Raw genomic sequence first — 18,472 nt, forward strand, 5'->3', positions numbered from 1 at the left:
GGCATGGGGGAAGTGGGTTAACCGAGATCATGGCGCGCTATATCGACGAGATCCTGCAACCGGGCGAGCGGGTGCTGTATTCGACCAATGCGCACTGGATCTTCTACTTTCCGGCCATCGTGGCCTGGATCGCGGCGCTGGCCCTGTTCGTGCTGTCCCGGCAGGCCACTGCCGACTGGCTCGTCTTGCTCTGCCTTGGCGCCTCGGGTCTGGTGGCTCTGGCGGCCTTGTATTGGACCATCAAGGGCTGGTTCCATCGCTTCACCACCGAGACCGACGTCACCAATCTCAGGGTCGTGCACAAGACCGGTTTCATCAAGCGCCGAACCTTCGAGATGGCGCTGGACAAGGTCGAGAGCGTCGACGTCGACCAGTCCATTCTTGGACGTATTCTCAACTACGGCGACGTGACGATTCGCGGCGTCGGCGAGGGCATCGAGACGATCAAGACCATCGCCTCGCCGCTCGCCTTCCGTAGTTCGATCACCACGCGGTAGGACCGCGCGCAACCATGAGCATGCAGCAAAATACTTCCCTTTCCGCCCAGCCGGGCTCGACCGTCGATGCCGCCGAGATCGCGAAATTCTCAAAGCTCTCCGCGGAGTGGTGGGACCCCAAGGGCAAGATGGCGCCGCTGCACCGGATCAACCCGCTGCGGCTCGGCTATATCCGCGACGCCGCCTGCCGCAAGTTCGAGCGCAACGTGCGCAGCCTCAATTGCCTCGGGTCCTTGCGCGTGCTCGACATCGGCTGTGGCGCCGGCCTGCTGTGCGAGCCGTTGTCGCGGCTGGGCGCGCAAGTCATCGGCATCGATCCTTCCCAGAGCAACATCGCGGCCGCAAAGCTCCACGCCGACAAGAGCCATCTTGCGATCGACTATCGCTGCACCACGGTGGAGGAGATCGATCCGCGCGAGCGCTTCGACATCGTGCTGGCGATGGAGGTGGTCGAGCACGTCACCGATGTCGGCGTCTTCCTGAAGCGCTGCGCCTCGATGCTGAAGCCGAACGGCCTGATGGTGGTCTCGACGCTGAACCGCAACTGGAAGAGCTTCGCGCTCGCCATCGTCGGCGCCGAGTACGTGCTGCGCTGGCTGCCGCGGGGCACCCACGAATGGAACAAGTTCGTCACCCCCGACGAGCTCGCAAAACACCTGCTCGACAACCGCCTCGTCATCACCGAACAGACCGGCGTGGTCTACTCACCCTTCGCCGACAAATGGACCCTCTCGTCCGATATGGACGTGAACTACATGGTGGTCGCGGAAGGGATGGTGTGAGGGGGCGTGAGTGGGGTACGGAGCTGTTGCTCCGAGAACAGTGTCGTCCCTGCGAACGCAGGGACCCATAACCACCGGCCCCCGTGGTTAACAAAGATAGGCGCTCCGAGCATGTACTACGTCTACATCCTCGCCAGCCGCCATCACGGCACGCTCTACATCGGCATAACCAACTCGCTCCAGAAGCGCCTGGAGCAGCATCGCGCCGGCAGATGCTCGGAGTTCGTGAAGCGCTATGGCGTGCACCGGCTCGTCTACACCGAGGCGTATGAGCGGGCCGAAGAGGCGATCGCCCGCGAAAAGCAGCTCAAGCGCTGGAAGCGCGACTGGAAGATCGAGCTGATCGAACGCGACAATCCGGAGTGGCGTGACCTCAGCGATCTCTTGGTTTGACGGTGTGATGCCGCCAAGCCAATGCTGTCGTCCCTGCGAACGCAGGGACCCATACCGCGGAATCTATCGGAGGCGGACGGTGTTGGATGCGCGGTTTGGCAGTCCTCGCCAAACTGCTTCCTGGGGTTATGGGTCCCTGCGTTCGCAGGGACGACACTGAACTTGTTGCGCGAGCATCGCACCCATGACATCCGCGTGATTGACCTGCTTGAGCGCTAGCTGCAGGTTGGCCGTAATATCTGGCCCCCGTACCCATTTCCACCCCCCATGCTCACCGTTACCAGCCTCTGGATTCCCTTCACCATCGTTGCCGCGCTCGGGCAGGTTGCGCGCAATGCGATGCAGCGGTCGTTGACGAAGCCGCTGGGGACCTGGGGCGCGACCAATATCCGCTTCCTGTTCGGCTTCCCGTTCTCGCTGCTGTTTCTGGGCGTGGTGCTGCTCGCGACCGGCGATCATCTGAGCATGCCGCCGACCGTGTTCTGGCCGTGGCTGCTGCTCGGCGCGCTCAGCCAGATCGTCGCCACCGGCCTGATGCTGCTTGCGATGAACGACCGCTCCTTCGTGGTGACGACGGCGTATCTGAAGACCGAGGCGATCCAGACCGCGATCTTCGGCTTCGTCTTCCTCGGCGATCATCTGACCTGGCTCAAGGTGCTGGCGATCGTGATCGCGACGATCGGCGTCGTCATCACCGCGCTGCGGCCGGGCGGCGAGAAGGGCTTTGCCGAATTGAAGCCGACCATCACCGGCCTCATTGCTGCTGCGGCATTCGCGCTCTCGGCGGTCGGTTTTCGCGGTGCCATCATAAATGTGCCCGGCGTATCTTTCGTGACCTCAGCATCGGTCACCCTGGTGCTCGGCCTGTTCGTGCAGACGCTGGTCTTGACGATCTATCTGCTCTGGCGCGCGCCAGACGTGCTGCGCGGCATCCTCGGACTATGGCGGCCGTCGATGCTGGCGGGTTTCACGGGCGCCTTCGCCTCGCAATTCTGGTTCCTGGCCTTCGCACTGACGGCCGCCGCCAATGTCCGCACGCTCGCTTTGATCGAGGTTCTGTTCGCGCAAGCCGTCGCCTACTACTCGTTCAAGCAGCCGGTCGCGCCGCGCGAGCTTCTTGGCATCGCGCTGATCGTGGTCGGCGTTGCGGTGCTGGTGGGAGTTTAGCAGTCATGCGGGGGCGATGCGCAGCATCGAACCATGGTGCGCGGTTGCGCACCTGAGAATCTCGAGATCCACCGATGCGCAATTGCGCATCTGAGGTCTGGTCCTTCGGACCATCCCGGGATGACGCGCTCCGCGCGTCAGTTCCGGTCTTCCGGGAGCGTCGGCAGCGGCGAGACCTCGATGCCTTCGTCGATCAGCGACTTCGCCTCTTCCGGCGAGGCCTCGCCATAGATCGGACGGTGCTCCTTGTCGCCGTAGTGCATGGCGCGGGCCTCGTTGGCAAAACGCTCGCCGACATTGTCGGCGTTCTTGACGATATGATCGCGCAGCTCCTTGAGCTTGGCACGCAGCTCGCGCTCCTGCGCCATCAGCAGCGAGGTCGGTCCTGAGGGCGCAGCCTCGGGTGTGGTTGCGGTCGCGGCCTCCGGCGGCGGCGTCGCGCGTCCACGGCCCTTCTTGCCGACGATGCGCGGCGCCATGATCGCCTTGTCGACCTTGGCCGAGCCGCAGATCGGGCAGGTCACGAGCTTCCGCTTCACCTGCGAATCATACGCCGACGAACTTTGAAACCAGCTCTCGAAGTCGTGGTCCCGGTCGCAGCGAAGGGCGTAGTGGATCATGCCGAGCCCCGCACGAGGTGCAGATGGTCCGGTCCAGCCTTGGGATCGGAGACGCCGAAGCGGCGGCCATGCTGGAGCGAGGGAATCGCCCGGCGCGCCGTCTCGACCTTGGCAGGATCGATCTTCGCCATGATGATGCCGGGCTCGACATCGCCCTCGGCGAGAATCTCGCCCCAGGGATCGATGATCAGCGAATGGCCGTAAGTCTCGCGCTTGTTCTCGTGCAGGCCGGCCTGGGCCGCGGCGAAGACGAAGCAGCCGGTCTCGATCGCGCGTGCGCGCAGCAGTACGTGCCAATGCGCTTCCCCGGTCTTACGGGTGAAGGCAGAGGGCACGGTGATGAAGGAGGCGCCGCTTTCGGCGAGCGCGCGATAGAGCGCGGGGAAGCGCACATCGTAGCAGATCGTCAAGCCCACGCGGCCCCAGGGCAGATCCGAGATCACGGCGGTTTCGCCCGGCTGGTAATTGGCGGATTCGCGATAGCTCTCGCCGTCCGGCAGCTCGATGTCGAACATGTGGATCTTGTCGTAGCTCGCGAGCACATTGCCCTCGGGCCCGATCAGGAAGGAGCGGTTGACTGCCTTCTCCGGCGAGAAGCGCAGTGCCAGCGAGCCGACATGGAGATGAATCTTCAATTCCGCCGCGAGGGCCCGATAGGCCTTCAGCGAAGCGTCGTCCTCTTCACTCTGCAGATGCTCGAACAATGCCTTGCGGTTCAGCTGCATCATGTTGCTGACTTCGGGCGTCTGCACGTAGTCGGCGCCATTGGCCGCAGCCTGCCGGATCAGCCTTGTTGCCTGTTCGAGGCTCGGCTCGGGCATCAGGCCGGTGCGCATCTGCACCATGGCCGCGGTGAAGGTGCGATTCTCGCTCATGAGGCCGCCTTGACGCTCTCGAGCATGCCGTCGAGCTTGCCGTCGCGGTCGAGCCCATAGAGCTCGTCGCAGCCGCCGACATGGGTGCCGCCGATCCAGATCTGCGGGAATGTCGAGCCTTGGCCGGCGCGGCCGTACATTTCCTGGCGCCAGGACGGGTTCTTGGCGACGTCGAATTCGGTGAAGGTCGCCTTTTTGCGGGTCAGCAGCGACTTGGCGGCGGAACAATAGCCGCAGCCCGGCCGGGTGTAGATCTCGACAGCAGCAGTCATGTCGTCTGGCGCTCTCATGTCATGAATTCATTGAATTATATGGGACTTCACCTGACCTCCACAACCCGGGCGAAGACCAGCACGTCGACCTGGGCCGCCTTGGCGCGGAGCAGGACCCGCGCGCAGGCATCCAGCGTCGCCCCCGACGTCAGGACGTCGTCGATCAGGACAATGCGGCGGCCCTGAACCTCGGCCTGGCGGTCGGGAGATACCTGGAATGCGCCCTGCACATTGGTGGCGCGCTGGGCGCGCGACAGGCCGATCTGCTGCTCGGTGGCGCGCACCCGGCGCAGCACCTCGCTCTGCACCTTGACGCCGCTCTGCCGCGCGATCACGCGCGCCAGCGCCCCGGACTGGTTGTAGCGGCGCCGCCAGGCCCGCCGCCAATGCAGGGGAACCGGCACCAGCATGTCGGCGCCGGCGAGCAGCTCGCCGCCCGCGCGCGCCATCCAGCGGCCCATGGCGGGCGCCAGATCGGTGCGGTCCTGGTATTTCAGCGCATGCACCAGCGTGCGGGCGACGTCGTCATAGCGCACGGCAGCGCGGGCGCGCTGGTAGGCCGGTGGACTCGCGATCGCCTCCATCGACAGCATGTCGGGGCCGGGGTCATACACAAAGGGGATGCCGAGCCGCGGGCAGTAGGGCCGTTCGATGAACGACAGCCGCGCCCAGCATGAGGCGCAAACGCCCTCGCCGTCGACCGGCTCATGGCAGGATACGCACTGCGTCGGCAGCGCGATGTCGAGCGCGAGCCGCGCCGCCCGCGACAGCACGTGGCGGCCGGCCGTCCACGCGGCCCGCAGCGGTGCGGCGAAGGAACGGCTGGGGGCGACGTTGGTTTCCATGCGGGAACGCTAGCGTTGTACCATGGATTGCTCAAGTCATCGTCTCGTCCCGGACGCAGCGCAGCGCTCGTTCAGCGCTGTGGCCGTCCGGGACACGAGGGTGATTGCCATGGCCAGCATGATCGGCGTAACCAGCGGCATGGCTCAGCCCCCGCAAACTCCGCCCGCTTTGTTCGATCGTGCCTTGCTGCATGCACGGCAGCGCCGTGCGCGGGCGCAGGGCGAGGTGACATTCCTGCTCGATCGTGTTGCCGAGGACATGTCCGACCGGCTGGCTGCGGTGATGCGCGAGTTTCACGCACCGGTCGATCTCTGGACGCCCGGCGACGGGCTCGCGGCGTTGCGCGCGCGCCTGCCTTCGCTCGAGCGGATCGCGGCCGATGCGACCGGTGGCGAAAAGCTGCCCTTCGCGCCGGAAAGCCTCGATCTCGTCGTCTCGGCGCTGTCACTGCAATTCGTCAACGACCTGCCGGGCGTGCTGGCGCAGGTCCGTCGCGCGCTGAAGCCGGACGGGCTGCTGCTTGCCGCGATGATCGGCGGCGACAGCCTGACCGAGCTGCGGCAGGCCTTTGCCGCGGCAGAAGCCGAATGCGAGGGCGGCGTGTCGCCGCGCGTGGCGCCGTTCGCCGACCTCCGCGACATCGGCGCGCTGTTGCAGCGGGCCGACTTCGCGCTGCCGGTCACCGACGTCGACCGTGTCGTGGTGCGCTATGGCAATGCGTTCGCCTTGATGCAGGATCTTCGCCGCATGGGCGCGGCCAACGTGCTGATCGAGCGGCGGCGCACGCCGAGCCGGCGCGCAACGCTGCTGCGGATGGCCGAGATCTATGCCGAACGCTTTGCCGATGCCGACGGCCGCATCCGTGCCACCTTCGACATCATCTGGCTGTCCGGCTGGGCTCCGCATGCGAGCCAGCAGCAGCCGCTGAAGCCGGGATCGGCCAAGGCGAGCCTGGCAGAGGCAGTGAAGAAGGCCGGGAGGGAGTGACACGTGTCCCGGACGCGCTGCAGCGCACCGCTAGTCTATAGAAGCGCTACGCTGCGTCGGGGTCACAGTGCAACTCACATCAGTAGATCGATCAGATGCGGGATCAGCGGGATGTCCGCGGGCGGCATCGGGTAGTCGCGCAGCTTGTTGGCGCGGACCCAGGCGAGGTTTTGCCCTTCGCGCGGCGTCACCAGGCCCTCCCAGCGCCGGCAGATGTAGAGCGGCATCAGGAGGTGAAAGGTCTCGTAGCCGTAGCTGGCGAAGGTCAGTGGCGCGAGGCATGGCTCGGCGACGGTGATGCCGAGCTCCTCATGGAGCTCGCGGATCAGGCTCTGCTCCGGCCGCTCGCCCGGCTCGAGCTTGCCGCCTGGGAATTCCCAGAGTCCGGCCAGCGCCTTGCCCTCGGGGCGTTGCGCGATCAGGACGCGCTTGTCGGCATCGACCAGCGCGCAGGCCACGACGAGGGTGAGCTTCAGTTCGGCCATCCGATCAGGACCTGTAATCCCCGTTGATCGCGACGTATTCCTTGGTGAGGTCGCAGGTCAGCACGCGGTCGCGGCCCTTGCCGAGGCCGAGCGAGACCAGAATCGCGATCTCCGGCGCCTTCATCGCTTCCGACACCTGCGCTTCGTCATAGTCGGGATCGCGCGCGCCGCGCTTGGCGACGCGGATGCCGTTGAACGAGATCGAGAGCTTGTCGCGATCGGCCGGCTCGCCGGCCTTGCCGACCGCCATCACCACGCGGCCCCAATTGGCGTCTTCGCCGGCGATCGCAGTCTTCACCAGCGGCGAGTTGGCGATCGACATCGCGATCTTGCGCGCCGAGGCCTTGGTCTTGGCGCCCTCGACCGTGATCTCGACCAGCTTGCGCGCGCCTTCGCCGTCGCGCGCCACCTGCTCGGCGAGATTGGCAAGCACCTGGTTGAAGGCCTTGACGAAGGCCTTCAGGCGCGGATCGCTGGCGCGACTGATCTTCGGTGCGCCGTTCTCGGCGGCGGCGCCGGTCGCAAAAGCCAGCAGCGTGTCCGACGTCGACGTATCGCCGTCGATCGTCACCGCATTGAAAGTGTCCTCGACGCCGCTCTTGAGCAGCGCCTGCAAGGCCGCGGGCGCGATCGGCGCGTCGGTGAAGATGAAGGACAGCATCGTCGCCATGTCGGGAGCGATCATGCCGGCGCCCTTGGCCATGCCGTTGATGGTGACCTTGGCCCTGCCGAGCTTGACGGTCGCGGTCGCGACCTTCGGAAAGGTGTCGGTGGTCATGATCGCCTTGGCCGCGGCGAGATAATCGCCGGGCTCGGCGGTCTCGGCGAGGCGGCCCAGCACGCCGTCGAACTTGGTCGCATCCAGCGGCTCGCCGATCACGCCGGTCGAGGCGAGGAAGATCTCGCTCTCGCTGCACCCGACCGCCTTGGCCGCGATCTTCGCGGTCAGCGCCGTGGAGGCGCGGCCGGTCTTGCCGGTGAAGGCATTGGCGTTGCCGGAATTGACCACCAGCGCGCGCGCCTTGCCGCCCTTCAGCTTGGCGCGGCACCATTCCACCGGCGCTGAGGGGCATTTCGACTTGGTGAAGACGCCGGCCACCGCGGTGCCCTTGTCCATCACCGCCAGCAGCACGTCGGTGCGGTTCCTGTAGCGGATGCCGGCTTCGGCCGTCGCAAGACGGATGCCCGCGATCACGGGCATGTCGGGAACGGTTTTGGGGGCGAGGGGAGAGACGGAGGAGGACATCGCGAGGCGCCTTCGTGGAATCTGGACAAGCAGATGCCCGGCTCCTCTGTGCGAAGACGCGCTTCGCGCTTAGGGCCGGGCATCTGGAAGGCTTAGATACTCTTGGCGTCAGCGAAGTGACAGCGAATTCTTACTTCTTCGCGGTCTTACTTCTTTGCGGGCGGCGCCATCTTGCTGTCGGACGGCTTGGCAGCGTCCGCCGGCTTCGCATCGGACTTGGCGTCCTTGGACGCATCCGCCGCCGGCTGGTCGAGCCGCTCGACCTTGGCTTCGGTGCGCAGCTTGGCGACATACTCGGCCTGAGCCTTGCGGGTCACGTACTGCTCGATCTGGGCCTTGACCTGCTCGAAATCGGGCGCCTTGCGGTTGCGCTTTTCCTCGACCTTGATGATGTGCCAGCCGAACTGCGACTTCACGGGGTCGGAGATCTTGCCGGGCTCGAGCGAGAACGCCACGGCCGAGAACTCCGGCACCATCTGCTCCTTGGTGAAGAAGCCGAGGTCGCCGCCATCGGCGGAGCCCGGATCCTTGGACTTCTTCTTGGCGAGCTCGGCGAAATCGGCGCCCTTGTCGAGCTCAGCCTTCACCGCCTTGGCCTCGTCCTCGGTCTCGACCAGGATGTGGCGGGCACGCACCTCTTGCTCGCCGGTGATCTGCTTGGCGGCCTCCTCATAGACCTTCTTCATGGCGTCCGGCGTGGTGGCGGCCTTGCCCTCATTGGCGAGCAGGCTGTCCATCAGGAGCCGGTTGCGGGCGAATGCGAGGCGCTTCTTGAACTCCTCGCTGTCGGCGATCTTCTTGTCTTCGGCAGCCTTGCTGACGATCTTCATGTCGATCAGAAAGGACAGGACGTTCTCGTCCTTGGTCGCCGGGTCCATCTGGGCGAGGCTCGGGCCGAGTTCCTCCTCGGCCATGGCGACGTCGCTCTTCTTGATTTCCGCGCCATTGACCTTCGCCAGCACCGGATCGTCGGCGGCCCGGAGCGGGCCCGCGAACGCCAGCGACAGCGCCAGAGCGAGGCAGCCAGCCAGGGCGGACGCATGGCGGAAGCGCTGGCCGGTGGTTACCGGGAACGAGGTGGTCATGGAAAATCCTTATGTTGAAGCAGGGGGCTGCTCGAAGCGGGGCGGACACTCGCCCAATTCAGGGGGGCTTGGCAACGCGAAAAGTCTGTCAAAATGATGAATTGGCCGCAATGCGCCCGCCGTTGACAAGGCCCCGACCGGGCCATATCTCTGCCCGGTCGCGACCATGGCGATGGCGTTTATTTTGCTGCGTTTTTGGCCGGTGAACCCAGACTTGCCCAACTCCCACCCATATGGCGGATGAACCCCGCAGTCCGGGCTCTGACGCCGCGAAGCGTCACGGTGAGTTGATAGGCAGGCGGGTGACAACTTCTTGGCTGCAAAGCGGTTAAATCGCGAACACAGGAACTAGGCATGATCGGCGCGCTCGCCCGCAAGTTTTTCGGCTCCGCCAACGACCGGCGGGTGAAGGGATATCAGTCCCGCGTCAACGCGATCAACGCGCTGGAGCCCGAGCTCGTCAAGCTGTCGGACGAGGCGCTCAAGGCCCGCACCGCCGAGTTCAAGAAGCAGCTCGCCGAGGGCAAGACGCTCGACGACCTGCTGGTGCCGGCCTTCGCCACCGTGCGCGAGGCGGCCAAGCGCACGCTCGGCCAGCGCCATTTCGACGTCCAGCTGATCGGCGGCATGGTGCTGCACGAGGGTGACATCGCCGAGATGAAGACCGGCGAAGGCAAGACGCTGGTCGCAACGCTCGCGGTCTACCTGAACGCGCTCGCCGGAAAGGGCGTCCACGTCGTCACGGTCAACGACTATCTCGCCCGCCGCGACTCCGGCTGGATGGGCCAGATCTACGGCTTTCTCGGCATGACCACCGGCGTGATCGTGCACGGCCTCGACGACGCCGAGCGCAAGGCGGCCTATGCCTGCGACATCACCTACGGCACCAACAACGAATACGGCTTCGACTATCTGCGCGACAACATGAAGTACCGGCTCGAGGACATGGTCCAGCGGCCGCACTTCTTCGCCATCGTCGACGAAGTCGATTCGATCCTGATCGACGAAGCGCGCACGCCGCTGATCATCTCCGGTCCGCTCGACGACCGATCCGATTTCTACAACACCATCGACTCGTTCCTGCCCAGGCTCGACAAGACCGATTACGAGGTCGACGAGAAGCAGCGCACGGTGACGCTGACCGAAGCCGGCATGGAGAAGATCGAGACGCTGCTGCGCGACGCCGGCCAGCTCAAGGGCGAGTCGCTCTACGACGTCGAGAACGTCTCCGTCGTGCACCACATCAACCAGGCCCTGCGCGCCCACACCCTGTTCACGCGCGACAAGGACTACATCGTCCGCGACAACGAGGTCGTCATCATCGACGAGTTCACCGGACGCATGATGCCGGGCCGCCGCTATTCGGAAGGCCTGCATCAGGCGCTGGAGGCCAAGGAGCACGTCCAGGTCCAGCCCGAGAACCAGACGCTCGCCTCGATCACCTTCCAGAACTACTTCCGCATGTACGAGAAGCTGGCGGGCATGACCGGCACGGCCGCGACCGAAGCGGACGAATTGTTCGACATCTACAAGCTCGAGGTCGTGGAGATTCCGACCAATCTGTCGGTCGCGCGCCTCGACGAGGACGACGAGGTCTACCGCACCCAGCAGGAGAAATACGCCGCCATCCTTGCCGAGATCGAGCGCGCCAATTCGCGCCTGCAGCCGGTGCTGGTCGGCACGGCGTCGATCGAGAAATCGGAAGTGCTCGCCGAATTCCTCAAGAAGAACGGCTACAAGCAGATTGATTTCGGCAAGGAGAACGCGCTCGACAAGCTCTATGCCGCGGCCCGCGCCGGCAAGCCGGCAAAGCTGTTCGCGGTGCTGAACGCGCGCTTCCACGAGCAGGAAGCCTATATCGTCGCCGAAGCCGGTGTTCCCGGTGCGATCACGATCGCGACCAACATGGCCGGCCGCGGCACCGACATCAAGCTGGGCGGCTCGCTGGAGATGCGTCTCCAGCAGGAGACCGCTGCTATCACCGACGAGGCCGAGAAGGCGAAGAAGGTCGAGCAGATCAAGGCCGACATCGCGCATTTCCGCGACATCGTGCTGAAGGCCGAGGAGACCGTCGAGATCGAGCCGGCGAAGGGGAGCAGGCCCGCCAAGACCGTGAAAAAGCCCGGCGGTCTCTACATCATCGGCTCCGAGCGGCATGAATCACGCCGCATCGACAACCAGCTGCGCGGCCGGTCCGGCCGTCAGGGCGACCCCGGCCGCTCGAAGTTCTTCCTGTCGCTGGAAGACGATCTGATGCGCATCTTCGGCTCGGACCGTCTCGACAGCATGCTCCAGCGTCTCGGCCTGCAAGAGGGCGAGGCCATCATCCACCCCTGGATCAACAAGGCGCTGGAGAAGGCGCAGCAGAAGGTCGAGGCGCGCAACTTCGATATCCGCAAGAACCTCCTCAAGTTCGACAACGTCCAGAACGACCAGCGCAAGGTGATCTTCGACCAGCGCGTCGAACTGATGAAGGACGAGAGCGTCGCCGAGACCGTCACCGACATGCGCCATGCCTTCATCGACGACCTCGTCGCCAAGCACGTGCCGGAGCATGCCTATGCCGAGCAGTGGGACGTCGCGGGGCTGAAGGACGAACTGAAGCGCGTGCTCGACCTCGACCTGCCGGTCGACGAATGGGCCAAGGAAGAGGGCATCGCCGACGAGGAACTGCTGAGCCGCATCGAGACCAAGGCCGACGAGCACATGGCGGCCAAGGTCGCGCAATGGGGTCCCGACGTGATGCGTTACGTCGAGAAGACCATCCTGCTGCAGACGCTCGACCATCTCTGGCGCGAGCACCTGATCATGCTCGACCATCTGCGCCAGGTCATCGGCCTGCGCGGCTACGGCCAGCGCGATCCGCTCCAGGAGTACAAGACCGAGGCCTTCAATCTCTTCCAGGAGATGAGCGCTCACTTGCGCGAGGCCGTCACGGCGCAGCTGATGCGTGTCGAAATCGTCCCGCCGGAGCAGGAAGCACCCGTCCTGCCGCCGATGGAAGCGCACAAGTTCGATCCGAACACCGGCGAGGACGAGATGGCCCTCGCCAGCGTCACGCTCGGCGCCCAGACCACCGACGCTGCGTTGCGCGATCCGAAGAACCCGGCAAGCTGGGGCAAGGTCGGCCGCAACGAGGACTGCCCCTGCGGAAGCGGCAGGAAATACAAGCACTGCCACGGGCGGTATGCGTAATCGCTAGCTTCGCTGTCGTGCGTGAGGCGCGAGGTCGGCGCCTCACTCTCCGACGTCGTCGCCCGGCTGGACGGGGCGACCCAGTACGCCGCGGCTCCTCGGCTCAATCACATCCGTCTCTGGACTACTGGATCGCCCGATTGAATCGGGCGATGACGGTTGAGCATGGGGCGCTCAGCTCTCGCCACGCCGTCGTCCCTGCGAACGCAGGGACCCATACCGCGGAATCTATCGGTGGCGCGCAGTCGTCGTACCGCGCGAGAAAGCGCAACTGCTAATCTTTGAAACAACCATGGCCTGTCCCGGATCTGCGCTCCGCTTCGCTGCGCTTGTGACAAGTGTTCAGAACTCGCCAAGCTGACGTTTCGATTCACGCGCAGCTCAATTCGAGCTGTCGATCAGGCTCTCCAGCAGCCGCTTGAGCTCGCTCGTCGACTTGTCGCCGTAGCTCTCCAGGATATGCTCCTCCTGGTCCACCGCAAGCGAGTTGAGCTTCTTGCACAGCACCTTGCCGCGGTCGGAGATGAACATCAGGACCTTGCGGCGATCGTTCGGGTCCTGCACGCGATAGACCAGCGTGTCGGAGACCATGCGGTCGATGATCTTGGTCAATGTCGGATGGTTGAGCAGCACGGCATCCGCAAGCTCGCCCATCGAATGGCCGCTGCCATCCGACAGCACCTTCAGGATGCGCCATTGCTCGACGGGAACACCTTCCTTGCTCAACCGCAGTTCGAGCTGCCGGTTGATCTCCCGGTTTGCTTGCGCGAGCAGGTAGGCGAGGTGTTCGGTGATCGGGGAGTTTTCTTTCGGCGGTTTTGCCACGGCTAAGACTTCGTCTTGACCCAAATGAGTGAATGTCTTGCAATCGATGCTGCATCTATATGCACTTCAATTCTTGAACATTCAATATTTTCAAAATAGGATCATTGCCTAACAAAAGGGCGGAAGCCGCGGCCGCCCGAAGAATGTGCTTTCAGGTCTGGTCCCGGACAGGAGTTGGCGTGCGCGCGACGGTGAACTTCCCGGCTCACGGCGGCCCGGCGTTGCCGCCGTCCCTGCTGTTCAGGAATTTGTCGCCATCGGCGACGGATTTCGACCTGTCACCGGTCGATGCGCATTTCGTGAAGCGGCGCGGCGCACGCAACAAGCTGCGCATCGGCAATTTCCTCACCTTCACCGGCTCGCCCGGAATCTGGGGGCCGACCTCCACCAACAGCGCGATGCTGGCGGTCGCCGAGATCAACAAGCGCGGAGGCATTCTGGGCCGCGAGCTGGAGCTGTCGATCTACGATTCCGGCGGCTCGATCGAGGACGTGGTGCGCCGCGCCGAGCAGGCGATCGCCTTCGACGAGGTCGACCTCATCATGGGTTCGCATATCAGCGCCGTCCGCGTTGCGCTGCGCAAGGTCACCGGCAACCGCATCCCCTATATCTACACGCCGGTCTATGAAGGCGGCGAGCGGACGCCGGGCGTCATGGCGATCGGCGAGACGCCGCGCTGGCAGAACCGACCGTCGATCCATTGGCTCGCGGAGGTCAAGAAGGCGGCGCGCTGGTATCTCATCGGCAGCGATTACGTCTGGCCGTGGCAGTCGCATCGCGCGGTCAAGCGCTACATCAAGGAAGCGGGCGGCCAGGTCGTCGGCGAGGAGTTCGTCCCGGTCGGCGAGGACAATCACGAGCCGCATCTGGCGCGCATCCGCGCCGCCAAGCCGGACGTGGTGCTGATTTCGCTGATCGGCACCGACAGCATCACCTTCAACCGTGCCTTCGCGGAAGCGGGCCTTGCGACCTCGACGCTGCGGCTTGCCGGCGCGATGGACGAGACCGTGCTGCTCGGCATCGGCGCCGACAACACCGAGAACCTATTCTGCGCCTCCGGCTATTTCAACTGCATGGCCTCGCGGGCCAACGACGAGTTTCTCAGTGGTTATCAAGCCATGTTCGGCCCGCACGCGCCGCCGGTCGGCTCGATCGGTCAGTCGAACTATGAAGGGTTGCGCTTCCTGGAGACCGTGGCCAACCGCGCCGGCTCGCTGGCGTTTCGTCCGCTCCTGAAGGCCGCGCGCAACACCGTCTACTCGGCCGGCCGTGGTCCCGTGACTGTTCGCGACGGCCGCGCCGAGATGCCGATGTACCTTGCTGAAGCCGACGGTCTCGACTTCAGGATCATCAAGACGTTCTGAGTGCGGCCGCTGATACGCCGCAGCCGTCTCGCGAAATAAAACTTGAAAAGGAAAATATTTCCGTCTGTAGTATCGACGCGAAGCCAACCGGCCCGCGCCGTGCAGGCGCGGGAGAAAGGTTTCCGTTCAACGCCAGGGATCAAGAAATCTTCAAGGAGAGCGCCGTGACAGTTGTCCTTCCCACGCCCGCCCAACTTCGTAGCGTCGCCGAGCAGTGCGGCCTTTCGCTGTCCGACGACGACGTCGCCTCGTTCCGCGGCCTGATGCAGGGCTCGATCGAGGCCTACAATCTCGTTGCCGCGATGCCGGACGAGGTGCCGGAGGTCAAATACCCGCGCACGCCGGGCTACCGCCCCTCGCCGGAAGAGAACCCCCGCAATGCCTGGTATCGCAAATCGACCGTGAAGGGTGCCGCCAGCGGCAAGCTCAAGGGCAAGACCGTTGCACTGAAGGACAACATCATGCTGGCCGGCGTTCCCATGACCAATGGGTCGTCGACGCTGGAAGGCTATGTGCCCGATTTCGACGCCACCATCGTCACGCGCATGCTGGATGCCGGCGCCGAGATCAAGGGCAAGGTGCATTGCGAGCACTTCTGCCTGTCCGGCGGCAGCCACACCGGCTCCTACGGGGCGGTGCACAATCCGCACAAGATGGGTTACTCGGCCGGTGGCTCGTCGTCGGGCTCGGGCGTCGTGGTCGCGCTCGGCGAGGTCGACATGGCGATCGGCGGCGATCAGGGCGGCTCGATCCGGATGCCGTCCTCGTTCTGTGGCATCTACGGGATGAAGCCGACCTGGGGCCTCGTGCCCTATACCGGGATCATGCCCATCGAGATCTATGTCGACCATACCGGCCCGATGACCGCGACGGTGGCCGACAACGCGCTGCTGCTCGAAGTGCTCGCCGGCGACGACGGCTACGATCCGCGCATCAAGGCTCCGAAGGTCGAGGAATACACCAAGGCGCTCGGTCAGGGCGTCAAGGGCATGAAGATCGGCATCCTCAAGGAAGGTTTCGAGCAGCCGGTCGCAGAGGCCGCGGTGAATGAAAGCGTGCGCGAGGCGGCAAAGCGCTTCAAGGATCTCGGGGCCAGCGTCGAGACCGTGTCGATCCCGATGCACCTCCTGGGCGGCGCGATCTGGACCCCGATCGGTACCGAAGGCCTGACCCAGACCATGATGTTTGGCGACGGCTACGGCCTCAGCCGCGGCGACCTCTATTCGACCTCGCTGATGGATTTCCACCGTGGCTGGCGCCGCCAGGCCGATTCGCTGTCCGAGACCACGAAACTGTTCATGATGCTCGGCACCTACATCAACAACAATTTCGGTCCGCGCTTCTATGGCAAGGCGCTCAACATCTCGCGCCGGCTGACTGCGGCCTACGACAAGGCGTTGGGGGATTACGATCTCCTGCTGATGCCGACCACGCCGATGAAGGCGACCAAGCTGCCGGAGCCCAATGCCAGCCGCGAGGAGTATGTCGCCCGCGCGCTCGAGATGATCTCCAACACCGCGCCGTTCGACATCACCCACCATCCCGCAATGTCGCTGCCCTGCGGCATGGTCGACGGCCTGCCGGTCGGCCTGATGCTGGTCGGCCGCATGTTCGAGGAATCCACCATCTACCGCGCCGCCCATGCCTTCGAGCAGATCGGCGACTGGAAGAAGATGTGAGGAAACCTTCGCTTCAACTCGGCGGAAACGCAACGCATGGCTAACGCGTTCGTCGCGGCGTTCGAAATCCTGAGCTTCGGTGCGATCATCGTCTTGATCGTGCTGGGGCTCGGGATCATCGCCAGCATGATGGGGATCTTCAACTTCGCGCAGGGCGAGTTCGTCCTGCTCGGGGCCTACATCACCTATCTCGCCTATGCCAAGGGCCTGCCGATCTGGGCCGGCATGGTCGCGGCGCCGGTCGTCGTCGGCGCGCTCGGCTTCGTGCTGGAAGCGCTGATCATCCGCAGGTTCTACGCCGCGCCCATTGTCGCCATGCTCGGCACCTATGCGCTCGGCCTGATCATCCGCGAATCCGTGCGCGGCCTGATCGGCGGCTTCTATCTCACCGTACCGGAGCCGATCGGCGGCTCGATCGACATCGGCGCCATGCACATCTCGGCATGGCGCTTCACCATCATCGTCATCACGCTCCTTGTGATGGCCGGCTGCTACCTGCTGCTCTCTCGCACCAGCTTTGGCCTGCGCATGCGCGCCACGCTGGAGAACCCGTCGCTGGCGCGCGCCTCCGGCATCTCCACGCCCTTGATGTACGGCGCCACCTTCGCGTTCGGCTCCGCGCTCGCCGGGCTCGCCGGCGCGCTGATCGTGCCGGTGTTCAGCCTCTACGCCGATCTCGGTCTGCGCTTCCTGATCCAGGGCTTTGTCGCGGTCATGGTCGGCGGCGTCGGCTCCTTCATCGGCCCGGTCGCCGGCGCCGGCGTCATCGGCACGCTCAGTGCCGCCTTGCCCTGGGTGATGGCGCCCGTCGTCGCCGACGTCCTCGTCTTCGTGCTCGCCATTGTCTTCATCAAATTCCGCCCGCAGGGTCTCATCGCTGGAAAAGGGGTTTAATCACATGCTTGATCGTACTCAGCTCACGCGACGTCGTTTCCTCTCCAATTTCGCCTTTGCGTCCGGCGCGGTCGCGACCGGCGTCGGCAGCTGGGTGATCCCGGCGCCCTGGGCCAATGCGGCCGAGGCCCCGATCAAGGTCGGCATCGCCACCGACCTCACTGGCCCCATCGCCTATGCCGGCAATGCTGACGCCAACGTCGCCAAGATGGTGATCAAGGAGATCAACGCGGCCGGCGGCCTGCTCGGCCGTCCGCTCGAGCTCTACATCGAGGACACCGCGTCCAACGAATCGGTGGCCGTCGGCAACGTGCGAAAACTGATCCAGCGCGACAAGGTCGACATGGTGCTCGGCGGCATCACCTCGTCGATGCGCAACGCGATCAAGGATCCGATCGTCGCCCGCGGCAAGACGCTCTACATCTATCCCCAGCTCTACGAAGGCAAGGAGTGCACGCCCTACCTGTTCTGCACCGGCCCCACGCCGGCGCAGCAATGCGACGAATTCATCCCCTGGCTGATCAAGAACGGCGGCAAGAAGTTCGCGCTGCCCAGCGCCAACTATGTCTGGCCGCACACGCTCAACGTCTACGCCCGCAAGGTGATCGAATCCAACGGCGGCGAGGTCGTGTTCGAGGAATATTACCCGCTCGACCAGGTCGACTTCTCCTCGACCGTCAACCGCATCATCTCCAACAAGGTCGACGTCGTCTTCAACACCGTCATTCCGCCCGGCGTCGGCCCGTTCTTCAAGCAGCTTTATGAAGCGGGCTTCCTCAAGAACGGCGGGCGGCTCGCCTGCGTCTACTATGATGAGAACACGCTCAACATCAACCAGGCCGCCGAGATCGAGGGCCTCGCAAGCTGCCTCGACTATTTCAAGGTGTTGACCAAGGAAAACCCGTTCGACGCGAAGATCCAGGCCGCGTACGAGAAGGATTTCCCCGGCAACTTCCTGTTCGCCGCCGGCAGTGCTGCCACCGGCACCTATCGCGGCCTGAAGCTGTGGGAAGCCGCCGTCAAGGAAGCGGGCAAGATCGATCGCGAGTCGGTTGCCGCCGCGCTCGACCATGCCAAGATCGCGGAAGCTCCCGGCGGGCCCGCCGAGATGGTGCCGGGCAAGCGCCACTGCAAGATGAAGATGTACACCGCCGTCGCGAAGGGCGGAAACTACGAAATCGTCGCCCGCAGCAACGGCCTCGTCGATCCCAAGGAATGCTGATTTTTCACCTCTCCCCGCCGGGGAGAGGTGTCGACCAC

18 protein-coding genes are annotated in these 18,472 nt (G+C 64.6%); 10 read left to right on the top strand and 8 right to left on the bottom strand.

All coding sequences use genetic code 11. The features are described 5' to 3' along the window. Nucleotides 1-29: 29 nt before the first annotated feature. The 4 genes from EHH60_RS28555 to EHH60_RS28570 all read left to right on the top strand — a co-directional run bounded on the left by EHH60_RS28555 (nucleotide 30) and on the right by EHH60_RS28570 (nucleotide 2,839). The gene (locus EHH60_RS28555; RefSeq protein WP_124162716.1) at nucleotides 30-497 is read left to right on the top strand and encodes a PH domain-containing protein; all 468 of its coding nucleotides are present in this window, start codon (nucleotides 30-32) and stop codon (nucleotides 495-497) included. Nucleotides 498-511: 14 nt separating this feature from the next. Next, on the top strand, nucleotides 512-1,279 hold the full coding sequence (gene ubiG, locus EHH60_RS28560) for a bifunctional 2-polyprenyl-6-hydroxyphenol methylase/3-demethylubiquinol 3-O-methyltransferase UbiG (protein WP_199752113.1): 768 nt from the start codon (nucleotides 512-514) through the stop codon (nucleotides 1,277-1,279). A 111-nt stretch (nucleotides 1,280-1,390) separates the two neighbouring features. After that, nucleotides 1,391-1,672 (top strand): GIY-YIG nuclease family protein, encoded by a 282-nt coding sequence (locus EHH60_RS28565; protein ID WP_124162717.1) that lies wholly within the window; start codon nucleotides 1,391-1,393, stop codon nucleotides 1,670-1,672. A 267-nt stretch (nucleotides 1,673-1,939) separates the two neighbouring features. Beyond that, on the top strand, nucleotides 1,940-2,839 hold the full coding sequence (locus EHH60_RS28570) for an EamA family transporter (protein WP_124162718.1): 900 nt from the start codon (nucleotides 1,940-1,942) through the stop codon (nucleotides 2,837-2,839). A 137-nt stretch (nucleotides 2,840-2,976) separates the two neighbouring features. On the opposite strand, the gene EHH60_RS28580 is transcribed toward EHH60_RS28570, so the two are convergent. Genes EHH60_RS28580 through EHH60_RS28595 form a run of 4 tightly spaced genes read right to left on the bottom strand, consistent with a single transcriptional unit; the run spans nucleotide 2,977 to nucleotide 5,451 of the window. Then, nucleotides 2,977-3,459 carry a DUF1178 family protein gene (locus tag EHH60_RS28580; protein WP_124162719.1) on the bottom strand — a complete coding sequence of 161 codons (483 nt, stop codon included), beginning with the start codon at nucleotides 3,457-3,459 and terminating at the stop codon, nucleotides 2,977-2,979. Then, nucleotides 3,456-4,334, bottom strand: coding sequence for a carbon-nitrogen hydrolase family protein (locus tag EHH60_RS28585; RefSeq protein WP_124162720.1), 879 nt, complete (start codon nucleotides 4,332-4,334; stop codon nucleotides 3,456-3,458). The genes EHH60_RS28580 and EHH60_RS28585 overlap by 4 nt, the downstream gene beginning before the upstream one ends. Beyond that, nucleotides 4,331-4,606 carry a glutaredoxin 3 gene (gene grxC, locus EHH60_RS28590; RefSeq protein ID WP_124162721.1) on the bottom strand — a complete coding sequence of 92 codons (276 nt, stop codon included), beginning with the start codon at nucleotides 4,604-4,606 and terminating at the stop codon, nucleotides 4,331-4,333. The genes EHH60_RS28585 and grxC overlap by 4 nt, the downstream gene beginning before the upstream one ends. 47 nt (nucleotides 4,607-4,653) lie before the next feature. Beyond that, nucleotides 4,654-5,451, bottom strand: a complete 798-nt coding sequence (locus tag EHH60_RS28595; protein ID WP_124162722.1) for a ComF family protein — start codon at nucleotides 5,449-5,451, stop codon at nucleotides 4,654-4,656. Nucleotides 5,452-5,569: 118 nt separating this feature from the next. Between EHH60_RS28595 and EHH60_RS28600 the strand changes: the two genes are divergently transcribed. Continuing rightward, nucleotides 5,570-6,439 carry a methyltransferase domain-containing protein gene (locus tag EHH60_RS28600; RefSeq protein WP_199752136.1) on the top strand — a complete coding sequence of 290 codons (870 nt, stop codon included), beginning with the start codon at nucleotides 5,570-5,572 and terminating at the stop codon, nucleotides 6,437-6,439. 74 nt (nucleotides 6,440-6,513) lie between these two features. On the opposite strand, the gene EHH60_RS28605 is transcribed toward EHH60_RS28600, so the two are convergent. From EHH60_RS28605 to EHH60_RS28615, 3 genes are all read right to left on the bottom strand, one after another. After that, on the bottom strand, nucleotides 6,514-6,924 hold the full coding sequence (locus tag EHH60_RS28605; protein ID WP_124162724.1) for a (deoxy)nucleoside triphosphate pyrophosphohydrolase: 411 nt from the start codon (nucleotides 6,922-6,924) through the stop codon (nucleotides 6,514-6,516). A gap of 4 nt (nucleotides 6,925-6,928) precedes the next feature. Next, nucleotides 6,929-8,170: a bifunctional glutamate N-acetyltransferase/amino-acid acetyltransferase ArgJ gene (argJ, locus tag EHH60_RS28610; protein WP_124162725.1), complete on the bottom strand. Its 1,242-nt coding sequence runs from the start codon at nucleotides 8,168-8,170 to the stop codon at nucleotides 6,929-6,931. Between the two features lie 146 nt (nucleotides 8,171-8,316). After that, a complete protein-coding gene (locus EHH60_RS28615) occupies nucleotides 8,317-9,255 on the bottom strand; it encodes a peptidylprolyl isomerase (protein WP_124162726.1) in 939 nt (312 codons plus the stop codon). A gap of 354 nt (nucleotides 9,256-9,609) precedes the next feature. On the opposite strand from EHH60_RS28615, the gene secA reads away from it, so the two are divergent. Then, nucleotides 9,610-12,450 carry a preprotein translocase subunit SecA gene (gene secA / locus EHH60_RS28620; RefSeq protein ID WP_124162727.1) on the top strand — a complete coding sequence of 947 codons (2,841 nt, stop codon included), beginning with the start codon at nucleotides 9,610-9,612 and terminating at the stop codon, nucleotides 12,448-12,450. A 381-nt stretch (nucleotides 12,451-12,831) separates the two neighbouring features. Here secA and EHH60_RS28625 read toward each other — a convergent pair whose 3' ends face one another. Then, nucleotides 12,832-13,275, bottom strand: coding sequence for a MarR family winged helix-turn-helix transcriptional regulator (locus EHH60_RS28625; protein WP_124162728.1), 444 nt, complete (start codon nucleotides 13,273-13,275; stop codon nucleotides 12,832-12,834). 179 nt (nucleotides 13,276-13,454) lie between these two features. Between EHH60_RS28625 and EHH60_RS28630 the strand changes: the two genes are divergently transcribed. The 4 genes from EHH60_RS28630 (at nucleotide 13,455) to EHH60_RS28645 (ending at nucleotide 18,434) form a co-directional block, all read left to right on the top strand. Next, the gene (locus tag EHH60_RS28630) at nucleotides 13,455-14,639 is read left to right on the top strand and encodes a substrate-binding domain-containing protein (RefSeq protein ID WP_199752115.1); all 1,185 of its coding nucleotides are present in this window, start codon (nucleotides 13,455-13,457) and stop codon (nucleotides 14,637-14,639) included. Between the two features lie 164 nt (nucleotides 14,640-14,803). Next, entirely contained in the window at nucleotides 14,804-16,318 is a 1,515-nt protein-coding gene (locus tag EHH60_RS28635) for an amidase (RefSeq protein ID WP_124162730.1), read from the top strand. Nucleotides 16,319-16,354: 36 nt separating this feature from the next. Further along, nucleotides 16,355-17,212, top strand: coding sequence for a branched-chain amino acid ABC transporter permease (locus EHH60_RS28640; RefSeq protein ID WP_124162731.1), 858 nt, complete (start codon nucleotides 16,355-16,357; stop codon nucleotides 17,210-17,212). A gap of 4 nt (nucleotides 17,213-17,216) precedes the next feature. Further along, a complete protein-coding gene (locus tag EHH60_RS28645; RefSeq protein WP_124162732.1) occupies nucleotides 17,217-18,434 on the top strand; it encodes a substrate-binding protein in 1,218 nt (405 codons plus the stop codon). Nucleotides 18,435-18,472: the final 38 nt, after the last annotated feature.

Source organism: Bradyrhizobium sp. RP6 (assembly GCF_003837805.1).
GTDB lineage: Bacteria > Pseudomonadota > Alphaproteobacteria > Rhizobiales > Xanthobacteraceae > Bradyrhizobium.

What these genes read in the sequence shown, in the direction of transcription:
- EHH60_RS28555 (WP_124162716.1), top strand. Translation starts at nt 30, where the DNA reads ATGGCGCGCTATATCGACGAGATCCTGCAACCGGGCGAGCGGGTGCTG.
- ubiG (WP_199752113.1), top strand. Translation starts at nt 512, where the DNA reads ATGAGCATGCAGCAAAATACTTCCCTTTCCGCCCAGCCGGGCTCGACC.
- EHH60_RS28565 (WP_124162717.1), top strand. Translation starts at nt 1,391, where the DNA reads ATGTACTACGTCTACATCCTCGCCAGCCGCCATCACGGCACGCTCTAC.
- EHH60_RS28570 (WP_124162718.1), top strand. Translation starts at nt 1,940, where the DNA reads ATGCTCACCGTTACCAGCCTCTGGATTCCCTTCACCATCGTTGCCGCG.
- EHH60_RS28580 (WP_124162719.1), bottom strand. Translation starts at nt 3,459, where the DNA reads ATGATCCACTACGCCCTTCGCTGCGACCGGGACCACGACTTCGAGAGC.
- EHH60_RS28585 (WP_124162720.1), bottom strand. Translation starts at nt 4,334, where the DNA reads ATGAGCGAGAATCGCACCTTCACCGCGGCCATGGTGCAGATGCGCACC.
- grxC (WP_124162721.1), bottom strand. Translation starts at nt 4,606, where the DNA reads ATGACTGCTGCTGTCGAGATCTACACCCGGCCGGGCTGCGGCTATTGT.
- EHH60_RS28595 (WP_124162722.1), bottom strand. Translation starts at nt 5,451, where the DNA reads ATGGAAACCAACGTCGCCCCCAGCCGTTCCTTCGCCGCACCGCTGCGG.
- EHH60_RS28600 (WP_199752136.1), top strand. Translation starts at nt 5,570, where the DNA reads ATGATCGGCGTAACCAGCGGCATGGCTCAGCCCCCGCAAACTCCGCCC.
- EHH60_RS28605 (WP_124162724.1), bottom strand. Translation starts at nt 6,924, where the DNA reads ATGGCCGAACTGAAGCTCACCCTCGTCGTGGCCTGCGCGCTGGTCGAT.
- argJ (WP_124162725.1), bottom strand. Translation starts at nt 8,170, where the DNA reads ATGTCCTCCTCCGTCTCTCCCCTCGCCCCCAAAACCGTTCCCGACATG.
- EHH60_RS28615 (WP_124162726.1), bottom strand. Translation starts at nt 9,255, where the DNA reads ATGACCACCTCGTTCCCGGTAACCACCGGCCAGCGCTTCCGCCATGCG.
- secA (WP_124162727.1), top strand. Translation starts at nt 9,610, where the DNA reads ATGATCGGCGCGCTCGCCCGCAAGTTTTTCGGCTCCGCCAACGACCGG.
- EHH60_RS28640 (WP_124162731.1), top strand. Translation starts at nt 16,355, where the DNA reads ATGGCTAACGCGTTCGTCGCGGCGTTCGAAATCCTGAGCTTCGGTGCG.
- EHH60_RS28645 (WP_124162732.1), top strand. Translation starts at nt 17,217, where the DNA reads ATGCTTGATCGTACTCAGCTCACGCGACGTCGTTTCCTCTCCAATTTC.